The 23,426-nt window shown below is 43.8% G+C and carries 15 protein-coding genes; 11 read left to right on the plus strand and 4 right to left on the minus strand.

Features of this window, described 5'->3' with window-relative positions:
- The first annotated feature begins 23 nt into the window (after positions 1-23).
- The 3 genes from LX64_RS25155 to LX64_RS25165 all read left to right on the plus strand — a co-directional run bounded on the left by LX64_RS25155 (position 24) and on the right by LX64_RS25165 (position 4,414).
- Positions 24-1,835, plus strand: coding sequence for an ABC transporter ATP-binding protein (locus LX64_RS25155; RefSeq protein WP_111600482.1), 1,812 nt, complete (start codon positions 24-26; stop codon positions 1,833-1,835).
- Positions 1,836-1,885: 50 nt separating this feature from the next.
- Complete coding sequence (locus tag LX64_RS25160) at positions 1,886-2,815, plus strand: hypothetical protein (RefSeq protein WP_148707469.1); 930 nt, start codon at positions 1,886-1,888, stop codon at positions 2,813-2,815.
- 111 nt (positions 2,816-2,926) lie between these two features.
- A complete protein-coding gene (locus LX64_RS25165; RefSeq protein ID WP_111600469.1) occupies positions 2,927-4,414 on the plus strand; it encodes a C1 family peptidase in 1,488 nt (495 codons plus the stop codon).
- A gap of 83 nt (positions 4,415-4,497) precedes the next feature.
- Here LX64_RS25165 and LX64_RS25170 read toward each other — a convergent pair whose 3' ends face one another.
- Together LX64_RS25170 and LX64_RS25175 are read right to left on the minus strand one after the other, a co-directional pair.
- Entirely contained in the window at positions 4,498-5,883 is a 1,386-nt protein-coding gene (locus LX64_RS25170; protein WP_111600470.1) for a serine hydrolase domain-containing protein, read from the minus strand.
- A gap of 380 nt (positions 5,884-6,263) precedes the next feature.
- Positions 6,264-7,550 (minus strand): hypothetical protein, encoded by a 1,287-nt coding sequence (locus tag LX64_RS25175; protein WP_111600471.1) that lies wholly within the window; start codon positions 7,548-7,550, stop codon positions 6,264-6,266.
- A 388-nt stretch (positions 7,551-7,938) separates the two neighbouring features.
- On the opposite strand from LX64_RS25175, the gene LX64_RS25180 reads away from it, so the two are divergent.
- The 4 genes from LX64_RS25180 to LX64_RS25195 are packed head-to-tail and all read left to right on the plus strand — an operon-like array spanning position 7,939 to position 17,652.
- A complete protein-coding gene (locus tag LX64_RS25180; RefSeq protein ID WP_111600472.1) occupies positions 7,939-11,220 on the plus strand; it encodes a SusC/RagA family TonB-linked outer membrane protein in 3,282 nt (1,093 codons plus the stop codon).
- Positions 11,221-11,238: 18 nt separating this feature from the next.
- Positions 11,239-13,068, plus strand: a complete 1,830-nt coding sequence (locus LX64_RS25185) for a RagB/SusD family nutrient uptake outer membrane protein (protein WP_111600473.1) — start codon at positions 11,239-11,241, stop codon at positions 13,066-13,068.
- A 33-nt stretch (positions 13,069-13,101) separates the two neighbouring features.
- On the plus strand, positions 13,102-15,930 hold the full coding sequence (locus LX64_RS25190; RefSeq protein ID WP_111600474.1) for a SusC/RagA family TonB-linked outer membrane protein: 2,829 nt from the start codon (positions 13,102-13,104) through the stop codon (positions 15,928-15,930).
- 24 nt (positions 15,931-15,954) lie between these two features.
- On the plus strand, positions 15,955-17,652 hold the full coding sequence (locus tag LX64_RS25195; protein WP_111600475.1) for a RagB/SusD family nutrient uptake outer membrane protein: 1,698 nt from the start codon (positions 15,955-15,957) through the stop codon (positions 17,650-17,652).
- Positions 17,653-17,725: 73 nt separating this feature from the next.
- Here LX64_RS25195 and LX64_RS25200 read toward each other — a convergent pair whose 3' ends face one another.
- Complete coding sequence (locus tag LX64_RS25200) at positions 17,726-19,021, minus strand: OprO/OprP family phosphate-selective porin (RefSeq protein ID WP_158538738.1); 1,296 nt, start codon at positions 19,019-19,021, stop codon at positions 17,726-17,728.
- Positions 19,022-19,321: 300 nt separating this feature from the next.
- Here LX64_RS25200 and LX64_RS25205 point away from each other — a divergent pair, with 300 nt between their 5' ends.
- Positions 19,322-20,353 (plus strand): DUF481 domain-containing protein, encoded by a 1,032-nt coding sequence (locus tag LX64_RS25205; RefSeq protein WP_111600477.1) that lies wholly within the window; start codon positions 19,322-19,324, stop codon positions 20,351-20,353.
- A gap of 176 nt (positions 20,354-20,529) precedes the next feature.
- Positions 20,530-21,483, plus strand: coding sequence for a DUF6515 family protein (locus tag LX64_RS25210; protein WP_111600478.1), 954 nt, complete (start codon positions 20,530-20,532; stop codon positions 21,481-21,483).
- 57 nt (positions 21,484-21,540) lie between these two features.
- Here LX64_RS25210 and LX64_RS25215 read toward each other — a convergent pair whose 3' ends face one another.
- Positions 21,541-22,080, minus strand: coding sequence for a GNAT family N-acetyltransferase (locus LX64_RS25215; RefSeq protein ID WP_111600479.1), 540 nt, complete (start codon positions 22,078-22,080; stop codon positions 21,541-21,543).
- A 60-nt stretch (positions 22,081-22,140) separates the two neighbouring features.
- On the opposite strand from LX64_RS25215, the gene LX64_RS25220 reads away from it, so the two are divergent.
- On the plus strand, positions 22,141-22,416 hold the full coding sequence (locus tag LX64_RS25220; RefSeq protein ID WP_148707470.1) for a hypothetical protein: 276 nt from the start codon (positions 22,141-22,143) through the stop codon (positions 22,414-22,416).
- Positions 22,417-22,733: 317 nt separating this feature from the next.
- The coding region (locus tag LX64_RS25225; RefSeq protein ID WP_211324897.1) for a hypothetical protein at positions 22,734-23,426 on the plus strand (693 nt) is incomplete at its 3' end.

Genomic DNA, 23,426 nt, shown 5'->3' on the forward strand with positions numbered 1-23,426 from the left:
TCATCCCAAACGTTAACTATTTTATGAAGATACTTTGGAATTATTTGCAGCCACATAAATGGCTGGTTGTTTGGTCGCTATTACTCGCAGGGATTAGCCAAGTGCTCATTATGATAGACCCGCTCATTTTCGGTAAAATCATCGACGACTATGCCAGTAAAACGAAAGAATTGCCAGAAAACGAGCTCGTTTCAGGCGTATTGACTTGGCTGGGTATTGCCATTGCCATTGCTATTTTAGCCCGTTTAGCAAAGTCGTTTCAAGATTACCTCATTCGCTTAGTCGTACAGAAATTCGGGATGCAAGTTTTCAACGACGGCCTCAAACAAACTTTACGCCTCTCATTCGAAGAATATGAAGAACAACGCAGCGGCGAAACTTTGGCCATCTTGCAAAAAGTACGCACTGATACGGAACGCTTCATCACAGCCTTTATCAATATCCTGTTCACCTCGCTCGTAGGCATGGGCTTCCTTGTTTGGTATGCTATTACGAAACACTGGACTTTAATTCCCGTGTTCCTCATCGGGGTGGTTGTGCTAGGTGGATTAACGGGCATGTTAAGTAAGAAAATGAAAACCGTGCAGCGTAGCATTAACCGCGAAACATTGCAGTTATCGGGTGCTATTACGGAATCGTTGCGGAATATAGAACTCGTAAAAAGTTTGGGATTAACCTTCCCTGAAATACGCAGGCTTAAACAATTTACGCAACAGATATTCAACTTGGAGATGAAGAAAACCAAGCAAGTACGCACCCTCTCTTTCCTCCAAGGCACCACTTTGAATGTATTGAAACAATCAATACTCTTCATTTTGCTGTGGCTCATCTTCCGCAACGTATTAACTACAGGGGAATTGATTACCATGCAATTTATTACAACCGCTATCTTCGTGCCTTTACAAGATTTGGGTAACATCATTATTCAATACCGTGAAGCTGAAGCCTCCTTACAACTTTTCCATAAACTTATGCAACGCCCTGTAGAACAACGCCCACCTGAACCCGTGGAAATTGGCCAGCTCGAAAAAATGCGTTTCGACCATGTTGTATTTAGGCATAAAACCGCTACGGAGAATGCCATCGACGATATTTCTTTCTCGGTAGAAACAGGCGATACCATAGCATTTGTTGGCCCATCGGGATCGGGTAAATCCACCATGGTAAAATTACTGGTAGGACTCTACAAACCCGTTAGCGGCGATATTTATTTCAACGATGTACCTAGTGGCGATATCCGCTTCAATGCGCTACGCAGGCAAATTGGGTTTGTAACACAAGACACCCAGTTGTTTGCCGGTACGATCAAGGATAACCTCCTGTTTGTAAAACCCGATGCCACCGACGATGAAATCATTGCTGCCTTAACAAAAGCATCGGCTATACAATTGCTCAACCGCCATGGTCGTGGTATATACACCCGCCTTGGTGAAGGTGGTGTAAAGCTATCGGGGGGCGAGAAACAACGGATTTCCATTGCGCGGGCACTCATTCGTAAACCACGGCTTCTCATATTCGATGAAGCAACGAGTGCTTTGGATTCCCTCACGGAAGAAGCCATTACCGATGTAGTACGCGACATATCGGCCATGCGCGAACAAATAACCATTCTTATTGCCCACAGGTTATCGACCATCATGCACGCCGATAAAATTATTGTATTGGAAAAAGGTCAAATCGCGGAAGAAGGCACGCACGATGAATTACTCCTTAAAAAAGGTCTATATTACGCCATGTGGCGCCAGCAAATTGGGGAACGCCGCACTACGGCTATTCCTACAGTTAGCAATGAAGCTGAAGATGACGATGAAGAAGAAGCGCCTGTTTACAATTAACACCGGCTTAACGACTATGCCATACATCCAATTAAATCATGCATCCTAATATGAAACGTTTCCCTATTTTACTATTGTTATGCATCGTAGCAACCCAAGTAAAAGCGCAAACCATTGATACCGTCGTACAGCTTAAGAACGAACAAATGGAACGCTTCTACTTCACACTTATGCCTAAAACACCTAGTAAAGGCTTAATTGTGATCCTAAGCGGCTACGGTTCTCCCCAAGAAACATTGAAAGATACGCGTATCGCCCAAACCGCTTGCGAAGCAGGATACACCGTTGTGCTGCCTTGGTTAACACGTACCGACACGCCCAACAGTGAAGAAATTTTCACCCCGCTATTAGAAAAGTCTATCCCCGAATGGATAGAGAAATACAAAGTGCCGAAAAACAAGTTCATTATCGGTGGCCACAGTTGGGCCGGGCACCAAGCGGTAAAATATACCGAGAACGCCAACAAACCCGGCTACAAAACCATTGTAAAACCCAATGCCGTATTCGCTGTAGATCCTCCGATGGATCTAAGCAGGCTATACCGCGGGTACTTCAGAATGCAAGAAGTAATTCCCAACGCCCCGCTTACCCGGGAAGGACTGATGATTTCCGAGATGTTTAAAGCCCGCTTCGGCGGTACCCCGGCTGAACAAAAAGGTGCCTATGCCGCCGCAAGTTCTTACACCCGCGATCTTAGCTTAGGCGGCGATGCACAATACTTGAAAAACGTACCTGTACGCCTCTATGGTGATCCGGATGTAGATTGGTTTATCCGGGAACGACAAACTCCTGTTGAATGGACTAACATGGCCGACGTAACCGCTTGTATTGTACTATTACAAGCATTGGGTAATAAAAACGCAGAATACGTCAACTGTTTGGGCAAGGGCATAATGAATGGTAATCGTCACCCCCATGGGTTCGCAATGGTAGATCCGAAAGAATTTGTACAATGGGTCGATAAGGTATTACACGATTAAAGATATTTTACAGTGCGCTATACTATTTGTACATTGCAGGTAGTATAGCGCACTAAACGATTTGCTTAAGGGAAATGAATCAATTTTAATTCACCCCTTAATAACGCCAAAATGCTACCGAATCTTACACCGCAACAAGCTGAACCGCTTTTTGCATTGCAACAATTCCTCAACAACAACAACGCCACTTGGTCTGCCGGTGTTACCAGTTTATCCAACTTAACCCGCGAAGAATTTCAACAGCAATCGGCACAACATCACATCCACAACATGGACGAGGTACCGGCTCTTACCGCCAAAGCAAAGGAAAAGCACAAAGCCACGCTAACGCCGCATCCACTCGATGCATTCGATTGGCGTCCATCGCCGCAACAACTTCGCCCGGGTTTATTATCATTCGACCCAACAAGTATCTCCACCTCAAAAAGTATAAACGATCTTTTGGAAATCAAACAACATCTCCGGGTAAAAGGACCGTTAGTAGCTACTTTTGATGTGTATTCCGACATTCAACATTATGCCAAGGGTGTGTATGTGCCCCATGGCGAACTACTCGGCACTAGGCAAAGCGTAGCCGTTGTTGGTTATTCCGATGCCGACCAAGCATGGCTGGTAAAAAGCAACTGGGGAAAAGATTGGGGGCAAGATGGTTATTGCCTATTCGGGTACGGCGAATGCCGCATCGATGAAGTCATGCATACAATACCTCCTGTAAATTCCGATACCACGCCACATGTAACTTGGTACGGTTTAATCGATCATTGTGGCTTAGGTGCCGTTCCGGTAGTAGCCATAAATGATGAAGCGATGATTAATGTACATCGTAACCAAAGCGGCCCAAGAATGTACGCTGCTAATGGTTTTTTCGACACTTGGTTCGAACCCGCTGTAGAATTCGATAAAGGCTATAGCCCTTCTGTGGCGATGAATGGCACGGGCGCCATATTATCCGTTCACGAATCCGACCGTACATCACGCCTCTTTTACAACTTCGGCCAAGCAAATACCGATGGTATAAAATGGATCTCCACCGACCGGTACGATAACGGGAAAGATCCCAGCGTAGCGATCGACGATTATCAAAACTTTGTAGAAATACACCGCTCGGAAACGTACATGTCGTTGTATTACACCACCGGCTTCATCAACAGCGACAATGCATGGCAAGTAACCGAACACGAATACCTCGATTCGGGACTATCGCCTGTTGTAGCCATGAACAATAAAGGGCAAGTAATTGAAGTACATCAAAATGATAAAGCGGAAGATTGTTATTACAGGATCGGGCAATTAAGCAATGGTCATATTACGTGGCAAAAAGCACAATTCCTCGACTATGGCATTTTTCCTTCCGTAGCTATTAATGATCATGGCCAAGTAGTAGCTTGTCATCAATCGGCCGGTGAAATTCAAATGTACGTTCAAATAGGTACCATCCAACCTGGTGGTGCAACTATTAATTTCACCGGCTCGGTACCTTTCGGTCAAGGTTATTATCCTAAAGTGGCCTTGAATAACCAAGCACAATTAGCCGTTATTTACCAAAACCATTTACAGCTCGAGGTATTGATGCTGCGCGGGTTTGCTGTATTTGCGTAAAAAAGGTGGGGCAATTCCCTATCGATTAATTACAATAAACAGCCGTTGTGTATATACTCAACGGCTGTTTATTGATACATCAATTATTTAGATGCCTTCAACTTCTTCAACATTTGAATAGAGTTGGTATTATTAGGATCGAGTTGAATCGCTTTTTCGTAGTAGGTGATAGCTTGTTCGCGTTTACCCGCGGTGGCATAGCCTTCTGCCAAACTATCGAAAGCATTACTGGAATTAGGATATTGAAACGTCATTAACTCGAAAATAGTAATGGCATCATCGAATTTCTTTTCGTTTAGGTAATAGTAACCCAACGTGTTCATGTTGTTTTCGTTCAGGCTTTTAATACCGGCTTGCTTGTAATTCGCCACCGCTTTAGTGGCACCTTCTTTTTCAACTTCCTGCATAAAGGTGATTAAATTCGGGTTGAATTTTCCATAGCCTACCCATTTAGCAATATCGTGTTGACCTTTGCCGAATACCTCATCCATTACATCTTGCGCAATGGACAACCCGTTGGCGCTATTGGTAAAATAAACGAAGCCTTTCTTAGTATCGATGTTGGCAACGAATAAAGCCTTTGCATCACCTTGATCGCCCCAATGCCAGCAATAGCGAGCAGTTGGGTCTACTTCTAAGCCAACCCCTAAACCCCAATGAATCGTAGCCTTGGGGTCGTTTGCTTCCACTTTAATTTGCGGTGTAAACATCGCGTCGCGGGTTTTCTTTTGAAGGCCGGTTCCATTCAATATAGCGCATATAAACAAAGCATAATCGTGCGCCGTTGTTCGCATACTGGCGGCAGCATTGGCATGCGGGTAATCGGCCAAGCCCTGTTTCTTACCATTCCAACGGTGGCGGAATGCATACGCTGCACGGTGTGATTCTTCAAACACAAAGCTGCTATGTTCCATATGGAGCGGCGTAAATACCATCTCCTTTACAATTACTTCGATTTTCTTACCTGTTAGATGCTCCATCACCCGGGAAAGCATAACGAAGCCTTCGCCGGAATAATTAAACCGTTCGCCGGGGGTAAAAAGAATGGGGAGTTTACCGCCTTCACGATCTTCGCGCCAATTTGGGAAACCGGCGGAGTGGGATAATACGCGGCGGGCGGTAACATTTACTAAACGGGCATCGTCGCCAACGTCGTAGTTATTGCCTAAATACCCAGTCAGCGGTTTATCTAAATCGAGCGTACCGGCATCAACCATTTTAAGCGCAGCGTAAGCCGTTACCACCTTCGTAAGCGAGGCCGCTTCAAAAAGAGAAGTGGGTGTAACGGGTGCTTTGGATGAATCGTTGAGGATACCGAATACTTGCTCTTTGGAGATCTTCCCTTTTTCGATAAGGGCGAATGCTAGCCCCGGAATTACATCGCGTTGCATGAGGGCCGGGATATATTGCTGGGCACCGGCAGCAAACGCTAATAAGCTGAAGCACAGGGCGGATAATAACTTCTTCATGTAGCTGGGGATTTTGTATGATCAATATACAAAAAAGTTTGCCGGGATGCAGGAATAGTTGACGCTAGATAAATAGCCCTCCTATCGCTGAAGCGAGCGTGGCAAGGGAAGTTGATTCCCTTACCGAAGTTCACCCAATACACACCCGCATCGCCTCGTAGGCCATGAAAAAGGTGGTAGGTAGTTATTATTTAGTATGTTGAAAAAACAGTTACAAATACGCACATGTGAAACAAGCCGGCAATACGCCCAGTGGAAAGGCTTGTGTGAAAATTAATGGAACTTATAATATCAGCGTTATAGTGGAACCTGTTTAATCTTATTATTCTACTTTGGTTGAATGAATATTAAATCGAATACTTATGCTGTGTATAGTTTACTCATGAGTTACTAGGAAACGTGATACCGGTATCACTCGTTAATATAATACCATCGCGCGGTGTAGCCGGGATGATGCTCGATTCGTTCAGCAGCGTTGCTAAAGAAGAGTCGGGTAATGATTCTAAGCGTTGATTCTTTAAATAGAATGAATGCACCTTGTTGTCTTCTTTCGTCCACTCGATAATCTTACAATTGCAGCTACCGTTTTCCAAGGTGTTCATAATTTCCTTGATAGCGCCGCCCTTGCCTACTTTCGAGTATACTTCGCGGATGCCGATGATTTGGTTATAGGCACCTACATCATAATTCCAACTCGCAGAAATAACATTCGCCTTCGTACTATTTGGCTCCATGCGCATCAAAGAATGCCGCGGCGATTCAATAGCACCTGTTCTACTCATTAAAAACGAGTGAATAGACACTAAGCCCGGCGCCTCGTACTGCATGTACCCCGTGTGATCGAAGCTGGCCCCGTACCGCTTGAAGGTAAAATAACCATGTTCGTACTTCACATCAATAATGTTCGGTACTACAACGTGGTAGCGGTATGGCTGCGAAGTACGCGCCTGTGGCGATCCCGTGTACGCCAACCAAATACCTTCTACGGCGGCAATTTCTTCCTTCGTAGGCGTGTACGGCAAAATGTTGAAGTCGCGCTTTACGCGTGTCCACTCTTTCTTTTGGTAAAAGTGATACGCAATAAACCCGGCTAACACGGCTACGCAAGTAGTTAAAGCCGTGAGTAACACTTTTCTTTGTTGCTTCCACTTTGGTTCGAATGTAGGCTGTGGAAGTTCTTGTTGGGTGTTACCTTCCAAGGGAATCCTAATCACTTGCGGATTTTTCGGCACGGCGGGTTCGCTCGTGGTGCTTACCTCCGTTCGTTCTTCGCTTGTTTCCAGGAGTAATGGCTCCGTTGGGTTCTTCTCAAAACCTTTCCGACCCACACCATATAAATATATATAGCATGCATCTACAAGAAATGGGCGGGGCTTGGAAACAATTTGGTTGTAATAGGCATCTTTAATTTGGTTGCCGGTAATATCGTACTTCCGCAGGGGGTACGCTAATTGGTTAGGATTGTAGTCCGGTTCGTAATACTGGTGTTGCCAATGTTCATAGTTTTTGGGCAACTCGTTGCTGATTTCACTCAGTAAAACAGCTACGTCTTCATAGTTTTTACGATTCGAATTACGGTTAATCTTCTCTCCTGACTCCAATTCGTACTTTTCTAGCACCCTGGTCAAAAGAAATACGATTTCCTCTTTTCCAGATTTACATTTCATATAAGGGATTTAAATTCAACAAATTACACAAATTCTGGAAAGTATGCAATCGATTCCAGAATGTTTCGAAATTAGAGAATATATTCGGAAATAATACTGGAAGTTACATTATTAGAAAACATCAAATCTGCGATATAATTTTCCCGGCCAGAGTCAGTATATCCTATACACTGGATTTGAATGAAGTATTAAGTTTCTTGTTGAATAAAAAATAATCCACGTTCGTGAAGAAGGTCATCCCTTTTCTTTCTACACGCCATCGTAGCGATGGCGCACTGCCGGATTTTTACGTACAGCCTCCGTAAAGGATTCAAAAATGTAAAAAATACGTCTATTAGATTTTATCAAAATTTTTCAAGTCAACCAAAATTTTACAGACTTCTACGGTATGAAAAATTCCAAATTTCTTCGGTGCCTGCTCTTATTTTTTTTAATAAGCGCAACCGCCACACAGGTTATTGCACAAACGAGGACAATTAGCGGGAACGTTAAAGATGAAAAAAACACCCCGCTTCTAGGAGTTTCAGTGAAACTGAAAAACTCCAACCTCGGTGCTGCTACAGACATCAAAGGAAATTTCTCCTTCAGCGTACCTAACAATGCCGAAACGCTTATCATCACGTTCATCGGGTATGAACGTCAAGAGGTAACGATCACCGGCAAACAATCGGTCGATGTAGTATTACTCCCCAACTCGGTTGCTTTAACCGACGTAGTGGTAGTAGGTTTCGGTCAACAAAAGAAAGAATCCGTGACCGGTGCGATTTCGCAAATGACTTCTAAAGAGCTCGTGCAATCGCCCGTTTCGAATTTGAGTAACGCATTGGCTGGCCGCCTTTCGGGTTTAACTGCTATCCAAGCTTCCGGTAAGCCCGGTGCCGACGCATCTACTTTGTATGTGCGCGGTGTGGGTACTTACACCGGTAACACCAGCCCATTAATCATGGTAGATGGTGTGGCGCGTGATACGTACAACGACATCGATCCCAACGAGATCGAAACCCTCAGCATCTTGAAAGATGCCTCTGCAACAGCTGTTTACGGTGTTCGCGGTGCGAACGGTGTTATTTTGATTACGACAAAACGTGGTAAAACAGGTGCGCCTAAAATTAGCGCCACTGCACAAACCGCGATCAGCTCATTCGCAAGAATGCCCAACTTCGTAAACTCTTACGAATACGCTTCTTTGCAAAATGAATTGTCGTACCAAACCTACTGGATCAACCACGCAAGAGATGCAGATATCACAACTTGGGACGAGTTTGTGAAGAAAAGAGAAGCCAACTGGGTTAAAGAATCGGTATTGTATTTCTCTGATGAAGATTTGAAATACTACGCAAACGCTAACAAACCTAAGTTAGCCGACGGTTCTACGAACCCTTATTACGATCCTTACTTCCACCCCGACCAAGATTGGAAAAAACAAATCTTCAAAGATTACGCTCCACAAAGCCAGTTTAACGCAAACGTAAGCGGTGGCACCAACTCCTTGAAATACTTCGTTTCTTTCGGTTACTTGAACCAAAAAGGTTTGTTCAAAACAGACTATTTACCGTTCTCCGACGAAATGGATTTCAAAAAGAACAGGTACAACTTACGCGGTAACTTCGACTTTGATGTAAATAAAGACTTCCGCATTTCCGTAGATATCGGAACCCAATTCGTAGACATTACGGGCATGGATAACGATAGCTACACTTGGGAAAAACGCATCTTGTGGTCTACCCCGCTAGGTTCTCCTGGTATGATCGACGGCAAATTCGTACTTCCATTCAACAACCAAAACCAACAGCTCAACCCGCTTTACGCGATTGCAGCTTCCAACAACTACAACATCACGAAAAACAGTACGCTGAACTCTACAATGAAAGCTTCGTATAAACTCGACTTCATTACACAGGGCTTATCAGTAAACGGTCGTGTTGCTTACGATAGTTATTTCTCTAGCCGTTCTGGTGGTAAATCGTACCCATTATTGTATGGTGTTCGCGAAAACCCTAATGGCGACAAATTAAACCCAATCCTCGTACAGCTTAATGAAGTAACGCCTTCAGAAAGATGGAGCGATTGGTACAATGGTAAATGGCGCAAAATCTACGGCGAGTTCTCTTTGAACTATGCTCGTACATTCGGTAAAAAACATGCCGTAACAGGTTTATTGTTATACAACGCCGAAAAACGCCACGATCCTAACTACGTTCCAGATCTTCCACACGCTTACATCGGTATGGCGGGTAGGGTAACTTACGGTTATGCCGGTCGCTACTTAGCAGAGGTAAACGTTGGTTATAACGGTTCTGAGAACTTCCCAGAAGGTAAACGTTTCGGCCTCTTACCGGCGGTATCGCTCGGTTGGGTAGCTAGTAACGAAGACTTCTTCCCTAAAAACGACTACATCACTTATTTGAAAGTACGTGGTTCGATCGGTAAAGTGGGTAACGATAACATCAAAATCCCGGGTACTAACACCGACGCACGTTACTTATACTTACCAGATACATGGTCGTACACAGGTGGTTACAACTTTGGTACCCTTAACGATCGTAACTGGGTACAAGGTGCACAAGAAAGCGTATTGGGTAACCCGAACGTTACTTGGGAAACCGCTACTAAATCAAACATCGGTGCTGAATTCAGGTTCTTGCGCGATCGTTTGACGGTTACTTACGACCACTTCAACGAGAAACGTATCAACATTCTTTCTTACAAAGGAACCGTTCCAGATATCGTAGCCGCTACTTTACCGCCTTACAACTTAGGTATTGTGAAAAACTGGGGTAATGAATTGGAAGTTGGCTATAACAGCAAACCAGGCAAATTCACTTACTGGGTAAAAGGTAACGTATCGAACACGAAAAACGAGATCGTTTTCAGAGATGAAGCGATTGCACCAGGTTTAGAATACCAAGCTTCTACAGGTAAACCTATTAACCAAGGTTCTTACTTACAAGCTAATGGCTTGTATACTTCTTGGGGCGATTTCTACAACTTAGATGCGAGTGGTAATCCTATCTTATCGCAACCTAAAGCTGCGTTGAACAAAGAAGGTAAGCCGTATACAAATGCTAGCGGTCAACCTGTATATGTTAAAGACTTAGGGTTTGCAGGTGTGCCTTTGCAACCAGGTGAAGTGAAATTGATTGACGTAAACGAAGATGGTGTGATCAATGAAAAAGATTACATGCGTTCTGGTTATACCGATATTCCACAAGTTACCTACGGTGTGTCATTCGGCTTTAGCTACAAAGGTTTTGATTTCTCTGCTTTGTTCCAAGGTGTAGGTGGCGTAGCGAAATACGGTATGTCGCAATTGCACTTCAACAAGCAAGAATCTTTATTCGAAGTAGATAGAAACCGTTTCACTGAAGAACGTTTCAAAAATGGTGAGCAAATCGACTTCCCAATCGCCGCTTACAACAAGCAAGGTGCAAGAAATACCTTCTTCTTGATCAACACTTCTTACACCCGTTTGAAAAACATGGAAGTTGGTTACACCCTTCAACCACGTGCATTCAAAAGATTAGGTATCGGCCATGCACGTTTCTATGTAAACGGCTTCAACTTGCTAACCTGGTCTCCGAACAAAATCTGGGGCGATCCTGAGAACTTGGGCTTCATTGGTTACCCGCTTACACGTATTTACAACGTGGGGTTAAACGTCAATTTCTAATCTCATAAGAACGAAAGAATGAAAAGAATATATTTAATAATGCTGTTGTGCGTTGCGATGATTGGCAGCATTACTATTTCTAGCTGTAGTAAAGATTTTCTCGAGAAACCGAAAGGTGGCGCCGTTACTACAGATACAATCTTCCATACCGTACGCCAAGCGAACTACGCGATCGCGCAGATGTACAACCTTTGTATTAAAGGCTATTTCCCAGGTAACGATCCTGGTAACTCCCGCCCTGAAACTATTACCGACCAAGTATACATCATCCACCCTGCCTACTCTTGGGCAGCGGCTACGATTAATACCGGTACTTACGTTACAGGTAATATGAGTGCCAACGGTACTATCGATCCTAGCTTCTCTGCTCACTACCGCGGTATCCGCCAAGCAAACTTGGTATACCAAAACGTAGCGATGGTGTCGGATGGCGACGAGGCTTGGAAACAAGATGTGCGCGGTCAAGCGCTTTTCTGTAGAGCTATGCAGCACTACGAATTGTTCCGCTATTACGGCGGTGTTCCCATCGTTTCTATTCCTTTAGATGGTACAGCCAATTTGAGAATTCCACGCTCTTCTGTTGCAGCAGTGGTTGACTCAATTGTTAGCTGGTGCGATCAAGCGGCTAACTTGTTACCGCCCCAACGCCCTTCTACCGATTACGGTAAAATTACCCGCTTAGCGGCCTTAGCATTGAAATCTCGCGTTCTCTTGTACGCTGCCAGCCCTAAATACAACACGCCTGCCGATATGAAAGGTATCGTGTCTGCGGCACGTTTCAATGATGCCCGCGACTCTGTATTATGCTACCCTACTTACGATAAAGAACGTTGGAACCGCGCTGCACTAGCTGCGAAAGATGTATTAACGAACGCCGGCCAAGCAGGTGTGTCTTTATACAATACCGGCAAACCTTTAACTACAGGCGGCGATAACTACGCTATGCTAGGCGATTACGAATCCGTATACAACGTATACGCAAACCAAGAATTAATTCTCGTAAATACCGAAACCCAAGCGCCAGCTACTGCCGGTGCATTCGAATGGGATCGCTACATGTCTTCCAAGTTACGTTTGAACAGCTGGGGTGTAAAAAACAACGTGCCAATCGATTTCATGCAATTGTATGAAAAACGTGATGGTTCTAAGTTCACTTTCGCTCCTAGTGGTGAAGATTTACCGGTGTATGTGCAATCACTCGACCTCGATCCTCGTTTCTACCAAACCATTGCTTACGATGGTATGTACTACAACAGTCAACGTGGCCAATTAGCTTACTACAAAGCTGGTGATGGTTTCACGGCTGGTAGCTTATCTAGCAGCGATGCCGGTCCTGATGGTTACGCTTTCGAAGTATACAAATTCGTTGCACGTATCAACAACTTCGATGATGCTCACTTTGCATGGCCTGTTTTCCGCTTAGCCGAGTTCTATTTGAACTATGCTGAAGCAATCAACGAGTATAGCGGTGCAAACGGCGAAGCTGATCAATACCTCAACCTCATCAGGTCAAGAGCAGGTATGCCAGAGAAACATCCAGGTGGTGGCGCTGCCTTCCGCGAAGCTATTCAACTTGAACGTACAATTGAACTGGCATATGAAGGTCACCGTTACAACGACTTGAACCGTTGGTTAACTGCTCATACCGTGTTGAACAAACAATTCCGTGGTATTGCTACAACAGCAAAAAGAGTGAACAACCAATTGAAACGCTCTTGGGAAATTGTTCCATTCATCAACCGTATTTACCCAATTCGCTACTACTACGTTCCATTCCCACTGAATGAAATTAGTAAGAACTACTTGGGCGATGGTAAAACTTGGGATGGTCAAAACCCAGGTTGGTAATAAGTTTCGGTCATTAATCTACGAGAACTAAACATGAAAAGAACATATATCCCTCTTTTTGCGATTGCCTTCCTGGTAGGAACACAAGCCAAAGCGCAATCAGTAAAAGATTCAACCAAAAATAAAGACGCGCAACAGGTGATCGACCTCGGTTTGCGCAGCGAAAAAGCTTGGCGCTCAACTGCGTCGACCTACACCATTACAGGCGACGAACTAGCACGCACGACTGCTGGTAACTTGCTCAATACTTTACAAGGCCGTATTCCAGGCTTAACCGTATCTACCGGCTCTGGTGAACCAGGGTACGATAACCCTACTTTCTATGTACGTGGTCAAAGCAGCTGGAACATTGCCGGTAACAGGTTATTGATCTTGTTAGATGGTTACCCGGTTGAATTAAACGCGATTGGTGCCCTTTCTCCTTACGAGGTGGAAACCGTTACCTTGATGAAAGACGCTGCTGCTACTGCTATCTACGGTTTAGAAAGTGGCGCAGGTGTACTCAGCATCCGCACGAAAAAAGGTACCCAAAGCTCTAAAATCCAAATTAGCGCGAACGGTCGTTACGGTATCTTAACGCCTATCGAGTTGCCGAAAGTAATGAACGCGTACGACTACACTCGTTTGTACAACCAAGCATTACAAAACGACAACCTCCCAATTAAATTCGCTAACCCGGAGCTCTATAAAAGCAAGAACGATCCTTATCACCCGAACGTAGATTGGTACGATGAACTCTTAAAGAAAACATCTACCATTCAAGATTATAACGTTACGTTTAGAGGTGGTTCCGATAAAGCGCGCTATTTCGTGTTAATGAGCTATACCAACTTCGAAGGTTTGTATAAAAACGCCACCGCCATCGATAAAGATTTCGGTACGAACGCGAAATACACGAAACTGAATCTCCGCGCTAATGCAGATATCCAGTTGAGCAAGAACTTATCGATTGGTGTGAATTTAAGCGGTGTTACGGAAGATAAAAACACCCCGAACGGCTTTACCGCTGCTACGGTGTTCAACAACTTGTTACGCGTACCATCTGCTGCCTTCGCGGTGAAAAACCCGAACGGTACATGGGGTAACAGTGCTGTATATAACTTCAACCCGGTACAACTCTTACAACAGAACGGTATCTATAACTCGCACACCCGTAACCTCCAAACTGCCTTCAACGTTACTGAACGTTTGGATGCATTGGTGCCAGGTTTAGCCTTGGTGGGCGGTGTATCGTTCAACAACCAATACGTAGGTACTTACCAAAAGGCCTTCACCGTGCAATCATTCGAGTTATTGAAGAATGCACAAGACGAACCAATTTTAGACCAAGCCGGCAATCCTACTTACCGTGTATTGGGTGCTAGCTCGCAATCTATTAGCGATGGTGGTAACCAACACTGGAACAGAACGGCCGTACAAGTAGGTTTAACTTACGAAAGAAGCTTCGGTAAACATACGTTCAGTGGTATTGCCCAAGCACGTCGCCAAAACTTCAACCACGATGGCCAAGTATACCAAGTGCGTTCACAAGGTTTACTCGGTGCCGTTACATACGATTACAATAGCACGTACATTGTTGATCTCTCTGCTTCTTACAATGGTTCTGCCGATTATGCTGCCGGTCAACGCTACGGTTTATTCCCTGCTATTGGCTTAGGCTGGATCGTAACAAACGAACGTTTCTTGAAAGACAATGCAGCGATCGATTTCTTGAAAGTACGCGCTTCATACGGTATTACCGGTAACATGAATGAAGATGCGCGTTTCTTGTTTGAACAATGGGGCGTTACTTCTGGTAGCTATATCCTTGGTACCAACAACGCAAGCCGTGGTGGTAGAACAGAAGGTGCTTTGCCCAATAGTGGTTTCACTTGGGAAGAAAAGAAATCTTTCAACTTCGGTTTCGACATGAAATTGTGGAAGAAGATTAACGTAACAGCGGATGTATTCAGTGAAAGAAGAACAGGTATCCTCGATCAAATCAATGGTATTCCTGCTTACACGGGCTTCGCTTTCCAAAGGGTGAACACGGGTGAAGTATCGAACAAAGGTTTCGAATTAGGCGTAACGTTCAAAGACAAAATCCAATCATTCGAATACTACGCAGGTGTAACAGCAGCCTTCGCTCGTAACAAAATCGAGCGCCGCTCCGATATCCCAATGCCACACGATTACCTTTACCAAAGAGGTTACCGTATCGGCCAAATGCGTGGCTTGCAGAACGATGGTTTCTACCAACAAGCTGATTTCGATGCAAACGGTAACTTATTACCAGGCGTTGTAAAATCTTCTTACGGCGTAGTGAAACCAGGCGATCTTAAATTTAAAGACCAAGACGGTAATGGCATCGTGAATATGTTCGACGTAGTGCCTATTAACTATGCGAAATTACCGGAAATGACTTGGGGTTTCAATCTCGGCTTCAAATACAAAGGCTTCGATTTCGATGCATTCATCCAAGCAGTAACTAACCGTACGGTAAGTTTATTGGATGATGCGTACGATTACACGCATCCTTTCGTGAACAACAACAACATTACCATCTTCTCAAACAACGCTTGGACGCCAGAAACTGCTACTACAGCAACTTCTCCGCGCTTGTCGACACTTAACAACGACAACAACAACGTTCAATCCGATTTCTGGATGAGAAACGGTAATTTCTTGAAAGTACGCAGCTTAGAGTTAGGCTATACATTGCCGCACCGCGGGTTCTTGCGTAAAATCGACCTTATCCGTGTATTCGTGATCGGTAACAACTTGATCTCTTGGGATAAGTTAGATAACATGGAAGCTGAAAGAATGTCGATGGGTTACCCATTGATGAAATCTGTGAGCTTTGGTTTGAATGCGAAATTTTAGTACTGACTAAATCAAAACGAGAAAATGAAAAAACTGTCTTATATCATAGCAGCATTCGTTGTAGGCACTTTCTGCGCTTGCCAGAAAGACTATCTGAATGTGAAGAACGTGGACGCAAACGTGCCCATCGACATGCTATACACGAACTATAACTACGTACAACAAGTATTGTGGTACACCTACGGTTTCTTACCGGATGGGTTCGACAAATTCAACATGGAAGCTGCTACCGATAACGCGGAAGCTACATGGGTAGGTGATCGTTCTCAAGACTTCAACTACGGTATTTGGAACCAATATAGCAACAACGACAACCTTTGGGAGCGTAACTATACTGCTATTCGCCAAGCGAACTTGTACTTGAAAAACAAGAACATGGTGGATATTTCCTACATCAAGGATCGTATTAACTCACCAGATAGTACCGCGTATTGGAATGCCCGCGATAACGTGAAATTCATGGAAGGTGAAATGAACTTTTTGAAAGCTTATTTCTACTTCGAATTAGTAAAACGTTACGGTGGTGTACCTATTATCGACAACGCGTTGAACTTCTCCGAGAAAGCTTCTTGGCAAGGTATTCAAAGAAATAGTGTAGATGAATGTATTAAGTACATCACTACATTATGCGATAAAGCGGCTGAGATTATCCCTGAGAACATGGCGGCGTACTCTTGGTACGAAGCTGGTCGTGCTACACGCGGTTCCGTATTGGCATTAAAATCCCGCGTCCTCTTATACGGCGCTAGTAAGCTGTATAAAGAAGCAGGATCAACTACCACTTGGGCAGCAGCAGCGGCAGCAGCTAACGCGGTAATCAAATTGAACCAATATTCTTTAGATGGTTCATATGGTAACCTGTTTGGTTCGAACAACAGTGCTTCCAAAGAAGCGATCTTCTATAGAAGATACGGTTCTGTAAACACCTTGGAAATCGCCAACTTCCCGCTTCAATTCGAAAACGCGAACGGCAGAAGTTTAACGCCTAGCCAAAACTTCGTAGACGAGTTTGAAGTATTAGTGAAAGATAACAATGGTACCGTAATTGGTAGCGAACCATTCAACTGGAACAACCCGGTGCACGCAGCCAACCCGTATGCTAACCGTGATCCAAGGTTTGATGCCACCGTTATTTACAATGGTAAAACCTTCAAATCACAAGTTATCCAAACTTACAGCGGTGGTTCGAGCGGTTTGCCGAAACAAAATGCTACAAAAACAGGGTACTACACTTTGAAATATGTACAAAGCGGTATCGATTTAATCAACAATACGAAAGCTAACCACCAGTACATATACTTCCGCTACGCAGAAATTCTCTTGAACTATGCAGAAGCTATGTACAATGCTTATGGTCCAGATGCCGATCCACAAGGATATGGCATGACAGCCCTCCAAGCAATTAACGCGGTACGCAACCGTACAGGTGTTAAATTACCGGCACTTACATCGGCCCAATTAAACGAGAACGCGTTTGTACATGAACGCAACGTGGAATTAGGTTTCGAAGGACACCGTTTCTGGGATGTAAGAAGATGGAAACTCGGTTTAACGTACTTCAACAAGCCGTTACGCCGTATGGACATTACGAACAACAACGGTACTTTCACTTACGCAGTGAAGAACTTGGAAGACCGCGTGTTCGAAGAAAAAATGTATTGGTACCCTATCCCGCAAGCCGAAATTACGGTAACGGGCTGGCTCCAAAACACAGGATGGTAGACGTTTAGTTTACGTGGCAATAATTAGTAATCACAGGCTGTAATTTTTTACAGCCTGTATTTTTTTATACCACTCACAGTACCCATTGTATGCGCGTTAAAATTTGATTCGTAAGACCGGTTTTAGCGAACCTATCCAAGGTCGACACACCATATCCAACACTTACCCTATAATGCTGGGAAGCCCACCAATTCACCCCAAAATGCCATTTCTTCAATATACCGCCATCAATCGACCGGTCCGTTAGATCCAAATGAGAATACCGGGCCACCACTTCCCATGCCCCGCTTTTCTTCTTCGGCATAATACGCCGCGCATAGGAAGCCATTTTATCGTACGGCCTATGTTCGCCTGTAATTACCCAACTGGCAATGATATTCCAACCATTGAAAGTAAGCGTACCTATATCGGCCGGGGTCCAGTTTTGTACATACTCGGCCGTCAAAGAATAGCCTTTATAGTTATAGAGAAACTCCCCCCCCAGGTTCCAACTATGCGAAGCATCAATACTTTTCGTATCAACATAATAATCCGACACATTACTTTCCACCTTACCCTTATAGCGTAAAGTATGGTTATCGGCTCCTATGTACCGTGAGCTGGCAGCTAAGTGAAGGTATTGATCGCCCGTTTTCGATAGAATGGGTAAGCCGCTTACCCGGAAGGTAACATCATTGCCACTTTTGCTAAGGGGTACACCCGTAACCCAGCCATCGTTATACCAACCAATGGCGTACGTCATCCGGTCGTGCAAACTTCGAATCATATACTTCACCCCTATATTCCGCGACACGAAAAACGGGTTCATCACCCGCTCGGTTTGAGGAATATTCACAGCATCGCCCACCACTTCGTAAATGTGCGTTTCTTTCATTTTACCAATGGTGAGCTTCCCGAATTTATCAGCCTTCCCAAACGGGATGGCTAAATAAGCATCTGTTAAACCAAATGCATGTTCACTGGTATCCCTGCCAAATCCCCGGAATTCTACACTTACAAAGTACTGCCAAGGATTTTTGAACTTAAACAAGCCAGAAAACATAAGCCTCGCCGCCCGAATTTCAACGGTATTATCCTGGGTAGATACTTGGGCCTTGCTGGAATCGTTTTGGAAGAAAGCAGTGTAATCTAAGAGGAATACAGCGCCTATTTTGAACGAGATATGTTTGCCATCGTACTGCGTCCAGTTAATCCATTTTTGAGGTACGTCTGGTATAACGAAGGTGGATGTTTTCTGGGTGTCGAGTACGATTTGTTGGTTATTTGTATCTATCGGAGCTGTGTATTGGCCATACACCAACCTGTTGGAACAAACCAACAGGCAACATTGAATCGATAGAATGATATATAAAACTCTTTTCAAACGCATGCTGCTGGGAAGCATTTTGGGTAGATAACTAAGATTTGAACTGTAGCCTTACCATAGTTGTATAGAAATTATAACAACTTTACCTCCAGGTATATAGTAAAGCAATAGGGGCTATAAAGCATGTAAAATAAACTTAAGATAAGTGCAAGAATGAAGTTATGCGTTAGAAAAGAAAATGCTCGTGCTAATATGATAAAACAACTCAGCTGAAAAATTGTTTGTTTTACCTATTGATTCATTTATCCAACACATTTCTACTAAATACGGGCTTATTTTCATTCACCACAAAGGAGGTTTTCTATGAATAATAACAAGTGTGTATATACACTCCTCATTTTCATCGTAACCTTTACTATGCATGTATCAGCAGCAGAAAAAGACACGCTCTATTTGCGCAATGGACAAATACTCATCGGCGAACTAAAAGAAATTGCCTACGGTAGGTTGAAGTTTGATGCCGATGATGTTGGTCTTTCCTCCATTAAAATCAGCAAAGTGGCTACGCTAAAGGCCACCACCCATTTGTATCGCATTGAAACTGCCCAAAAAACACTGTATTACTCCAGTGTATACCCCGATTCCACTGCCGGGCATGTTGGTATAAAACAAGAGGGTCAAATTATTTCCATCCCCTTACTATCGATCCTCAATACACGGTATTATAAATCCGCATCAGCAGGACTTTGGGAAGGAAACTTATCACTCGGCTATAGTTATACAAAATCCAGCGACATTGGTCGATTAAATGCAGATGCAGGTTTCAAATACAATTTACCCAAAGCAGAATTTGCTACTAACATGTCGGAAATCGTTACCCAAACGGATACTGGCTGGGTAAGGGAAAACGAAAACTTAAGTTTGTCGGGCGCCTATTATTTAAACTATTCTTGGCAGGCAATAGCCTTGTTGAACTACCAACGAAATATTCAATTAGGCTTGAAAAGACGTTTCCAAGAAGGTATCGGTATCGGGGTGAACGTATTATCGACATCCAACTTGCGGTTAAAGTCCATCTTGGGCGCCATTTTAAACCAAGAAAAAAACATGGAAAATGTAAATGCTGCTACGGTGGAAGCAGGATTACTGAACACCTTCACCCTATTTAATCTTTCCAAACCCGATATTAATATCTCTTCCACCCAAAACGTTTACTTTGGCATTACCCAAGCAGGTCGAATACGGCATGATGGGCAAATAAAAGTAACATGGAAGGTCATCAGCGACTTTTCCGTAAACATTACATTATACGACAACTACGATAGCCAACCGCCCGGCATAAATGCTGCAAATATTGACTATGGCATCGTATTCGGTGTGGGGTATTCTTTCTAATCCCCTGGGCAGCATACATCAAAACAATCCAGGTTTTTTTTAACAAAAACAGCTTTCTATTGTTTTACATAACAACATCCCCTTAGTTGGGATCAAATTCCTCCATAAGCATAACAATTTCTTGCATACATCAATATTACCTCGATCAACGCTCTTGTAATAAATAAACATTGGTTATGCTTCAATCAATCCGAAAATGCCCACGCCTTGTTATTTACTTTTTCATGCTGGTAATCATCTTTGAACCATGTTTAAGCTATGGACAAGGACGACGTGGTGGTGGCGGTCGGCCACATGGCGGCCAAAACAGGCAACGCCAAGCACCGCAAAGAAATACCCAGCGGCAGAATAACTTCAACCAGCATCAACGCCCGGCAAATAATACACCGAGAAACTTGCCAAATACAACACGGAATAATCAACCCAATCACCGGAGTTACCGGGATAATAATTCGAATCATACCGCGCGTAATAATAATAACCAGTTTAATTCCAACAATCGAAATATCAATGTCGATAATCGGCATAACAACAATAACGTCAATATCAACGTCAATAACAACTTCAACGTACACAATAACCGCAATACCGTTGTTCGACGCAATAACCTCAGTTACTACCCTCGTCCTCCTTACGTATATGGAGGTAGGCGTTATTATGCATACCATCCTTATTACTACCATCCATACCGCCCTTATTCATGGGGCCCCGTATGGCATCCTTGGGGTTTCTTCATTACTACTTTGGCGGTAACGGCCATCGTGGTATCGGTGAACAATCAAAAATATCATTACGACCAAGGGGTGTGGTATCAACCTTCGGGGAATGGGTATACAGTAGTGTCGGCACCAGTGGGAGGAACCGTTACAACCCTTCCAAGTGGCAATGAACCCGTGGTAGTGAATAATACAACGAACTACTATTATGGTGGTGCTTATTACGAGAAGGATGGTCAGCAATACAAAGTGGTAGCCCCTCCTGCCGGAGCCGTGGTATCTAAATTGCCAGAAGGTGGTAAAGAGGTGAAAATTGGTGGGCAAACGTATGTACAGGTAGGCGAAACGTATTACCAACCTGTACAAGTGAACGGCGATTCAAAATACGAAGTAGTACAAGTAGAAAATTCGTAAGCTATCGATATTGTAAACCTTGTTAGCCTTGGCGGTTCCTGTTCGGAGCCGCTTTTTTTATGACCGTTCCTCCCATGCTGCTTTCGTAAGCTCGAACCAGTTGGTGGGATCGCCATCGTAATCGAATACTGTTTTGAAGGTGAACCCCATTTTCTCTAATACTTTTTGGGAATTCGCGTTCCCTATATCGGTAATGGCGTACATTAGGTCTAAGCCTAGTTCCTCGAAGCCATATGCAATAACAGCCCTAGCGGCTTCCGAAGCATACCCTTTCCCCCAGTGCTTTTGTTTGAAACGGTAGCCCAAGTCGTAATAATTCACATGTCCATTCACAGGCTCTTTAATCAACTTCAAACCTGCCCAACCGATACATTCATGCGTGGCTTTGTCGATCACAGCCCAACGGCCAATGCCATTGTCGATATACTGTTGATTGATCATGTTAACAACCGCCACCACTTCTTCCTTCGATTTTACAGGCTTATTCCAGAGGTAAAGATGTACGGCGGGGTCTGCATCCATTTCGAATAGATCGTCGACATCCTGGTGGTTCATTTTGCGTAATACTAGGCGTTCTGTGGTGATGATAGCTTCCATGTGGCGATGTTTACCGCCAATATACTGTTTATCGATTAGAATGACTTATATTAGTTGTCTATGCCATTTCAAGAAAATGTACATACCGCTGTACGAACTACCCGTTTTGTATTATGGGAATCGAAGCCAATTACCCTCGTGATGCATCATGAAGAGGATGCTATGTGGGAGTTTAGGAGTGATGATATTTGCTTACAGGCCGATGATTTCATGATGGTGTCGTTGGAAGAAATGCTGCTACTGGATGCTTCTTTGGAAGCCTTGGGTACTTTGCCCCTTGGGATGAAGGCGCGGCGATTGGGATATGGGGGTAATTGGGAAACCCAGCAAATATAACACCTCGCAGTTATCTAGTTCAAGATTGTACTAAAAATAGATGCGCATAATTTGGAATTGTACAAATTAAATTTATAAAATGTCAAGTAAATTATTCTTGATTATGACAAAAATCGTTTAAGTTTATATCCAAATATTATTCTTCTTGTGTTCATTAACCGCTATCCAATTATCTATGAATGTCTCAAGATTAATAACAACCTAACAACAGTAACTATAAAATTCAATTCTGTTTTAAAGAAAATTAAGTAATCGTAACCAAAAGGTGCATGATGCACCATCTAAATCGTATGCAACAGTATATCAAACTGCTGTGCATGTGGCTTCTATGTAGCATGGCCATATGCCAGGAAACCTATGCCCAGTCAACCCCTAACTATGCTGCGGAACTACCCAGCTTATTACCTCCTTCGCCCGAAGTGGGCGCCTTGATTAAGGCGGGATTAGGAAGTGTTAACTATTCTACCGGCGCTGTTAGTAGTAATATTCCCTTGTACACGTTGAAAGTACGGGATATTCAATGGCCTATATCCATTGGTTATAGTTCCCAAGGTACCAAAACCGACGAAGCTACTTCGCGCGTTGGGTTTGGTTGGAACTTGAATGCCAACGGGGTGATTACCCGCGTGGTGCGTGGCCAACCTGATGAGAAAACAAGTTGGCTTCCACCTCCAGGTTATATGGGCGATCCCACCGTAGCTAACTTCAACTATGCCAACGGTATTGTAGATAATAAATCATACGATACAGAAGCCGATTTATTTATCTACAGCTTTGGACCTTATTCTGGTAAATTCTATGTAGAAAGAGGTACACGCCGCGTCATTCAAACAGGGTTTAACAACCTTAAAATTAGTGTGAATGCCTCCTACTCTGCTTATACCATTACTGCTCCTGATGGTACACGGTATTTGTTTGGTAATGGCAACGTGGAAAGTACGTTAAACCACAACATTGCCTCCCTTGCTACCTATAAATCTTCTACGCCTACTGGCTTCTTCTTATACAAA

The organism is Chitinophaga skermanii, assembly GCF_003259335.1.
Taxonomy (GTDB): Bacteria; Bacteroidota; Bacteroidia; order Chitinophagales; family Chitinophagaceae; genus Chitinophaga; species Chitinophaga skermanii.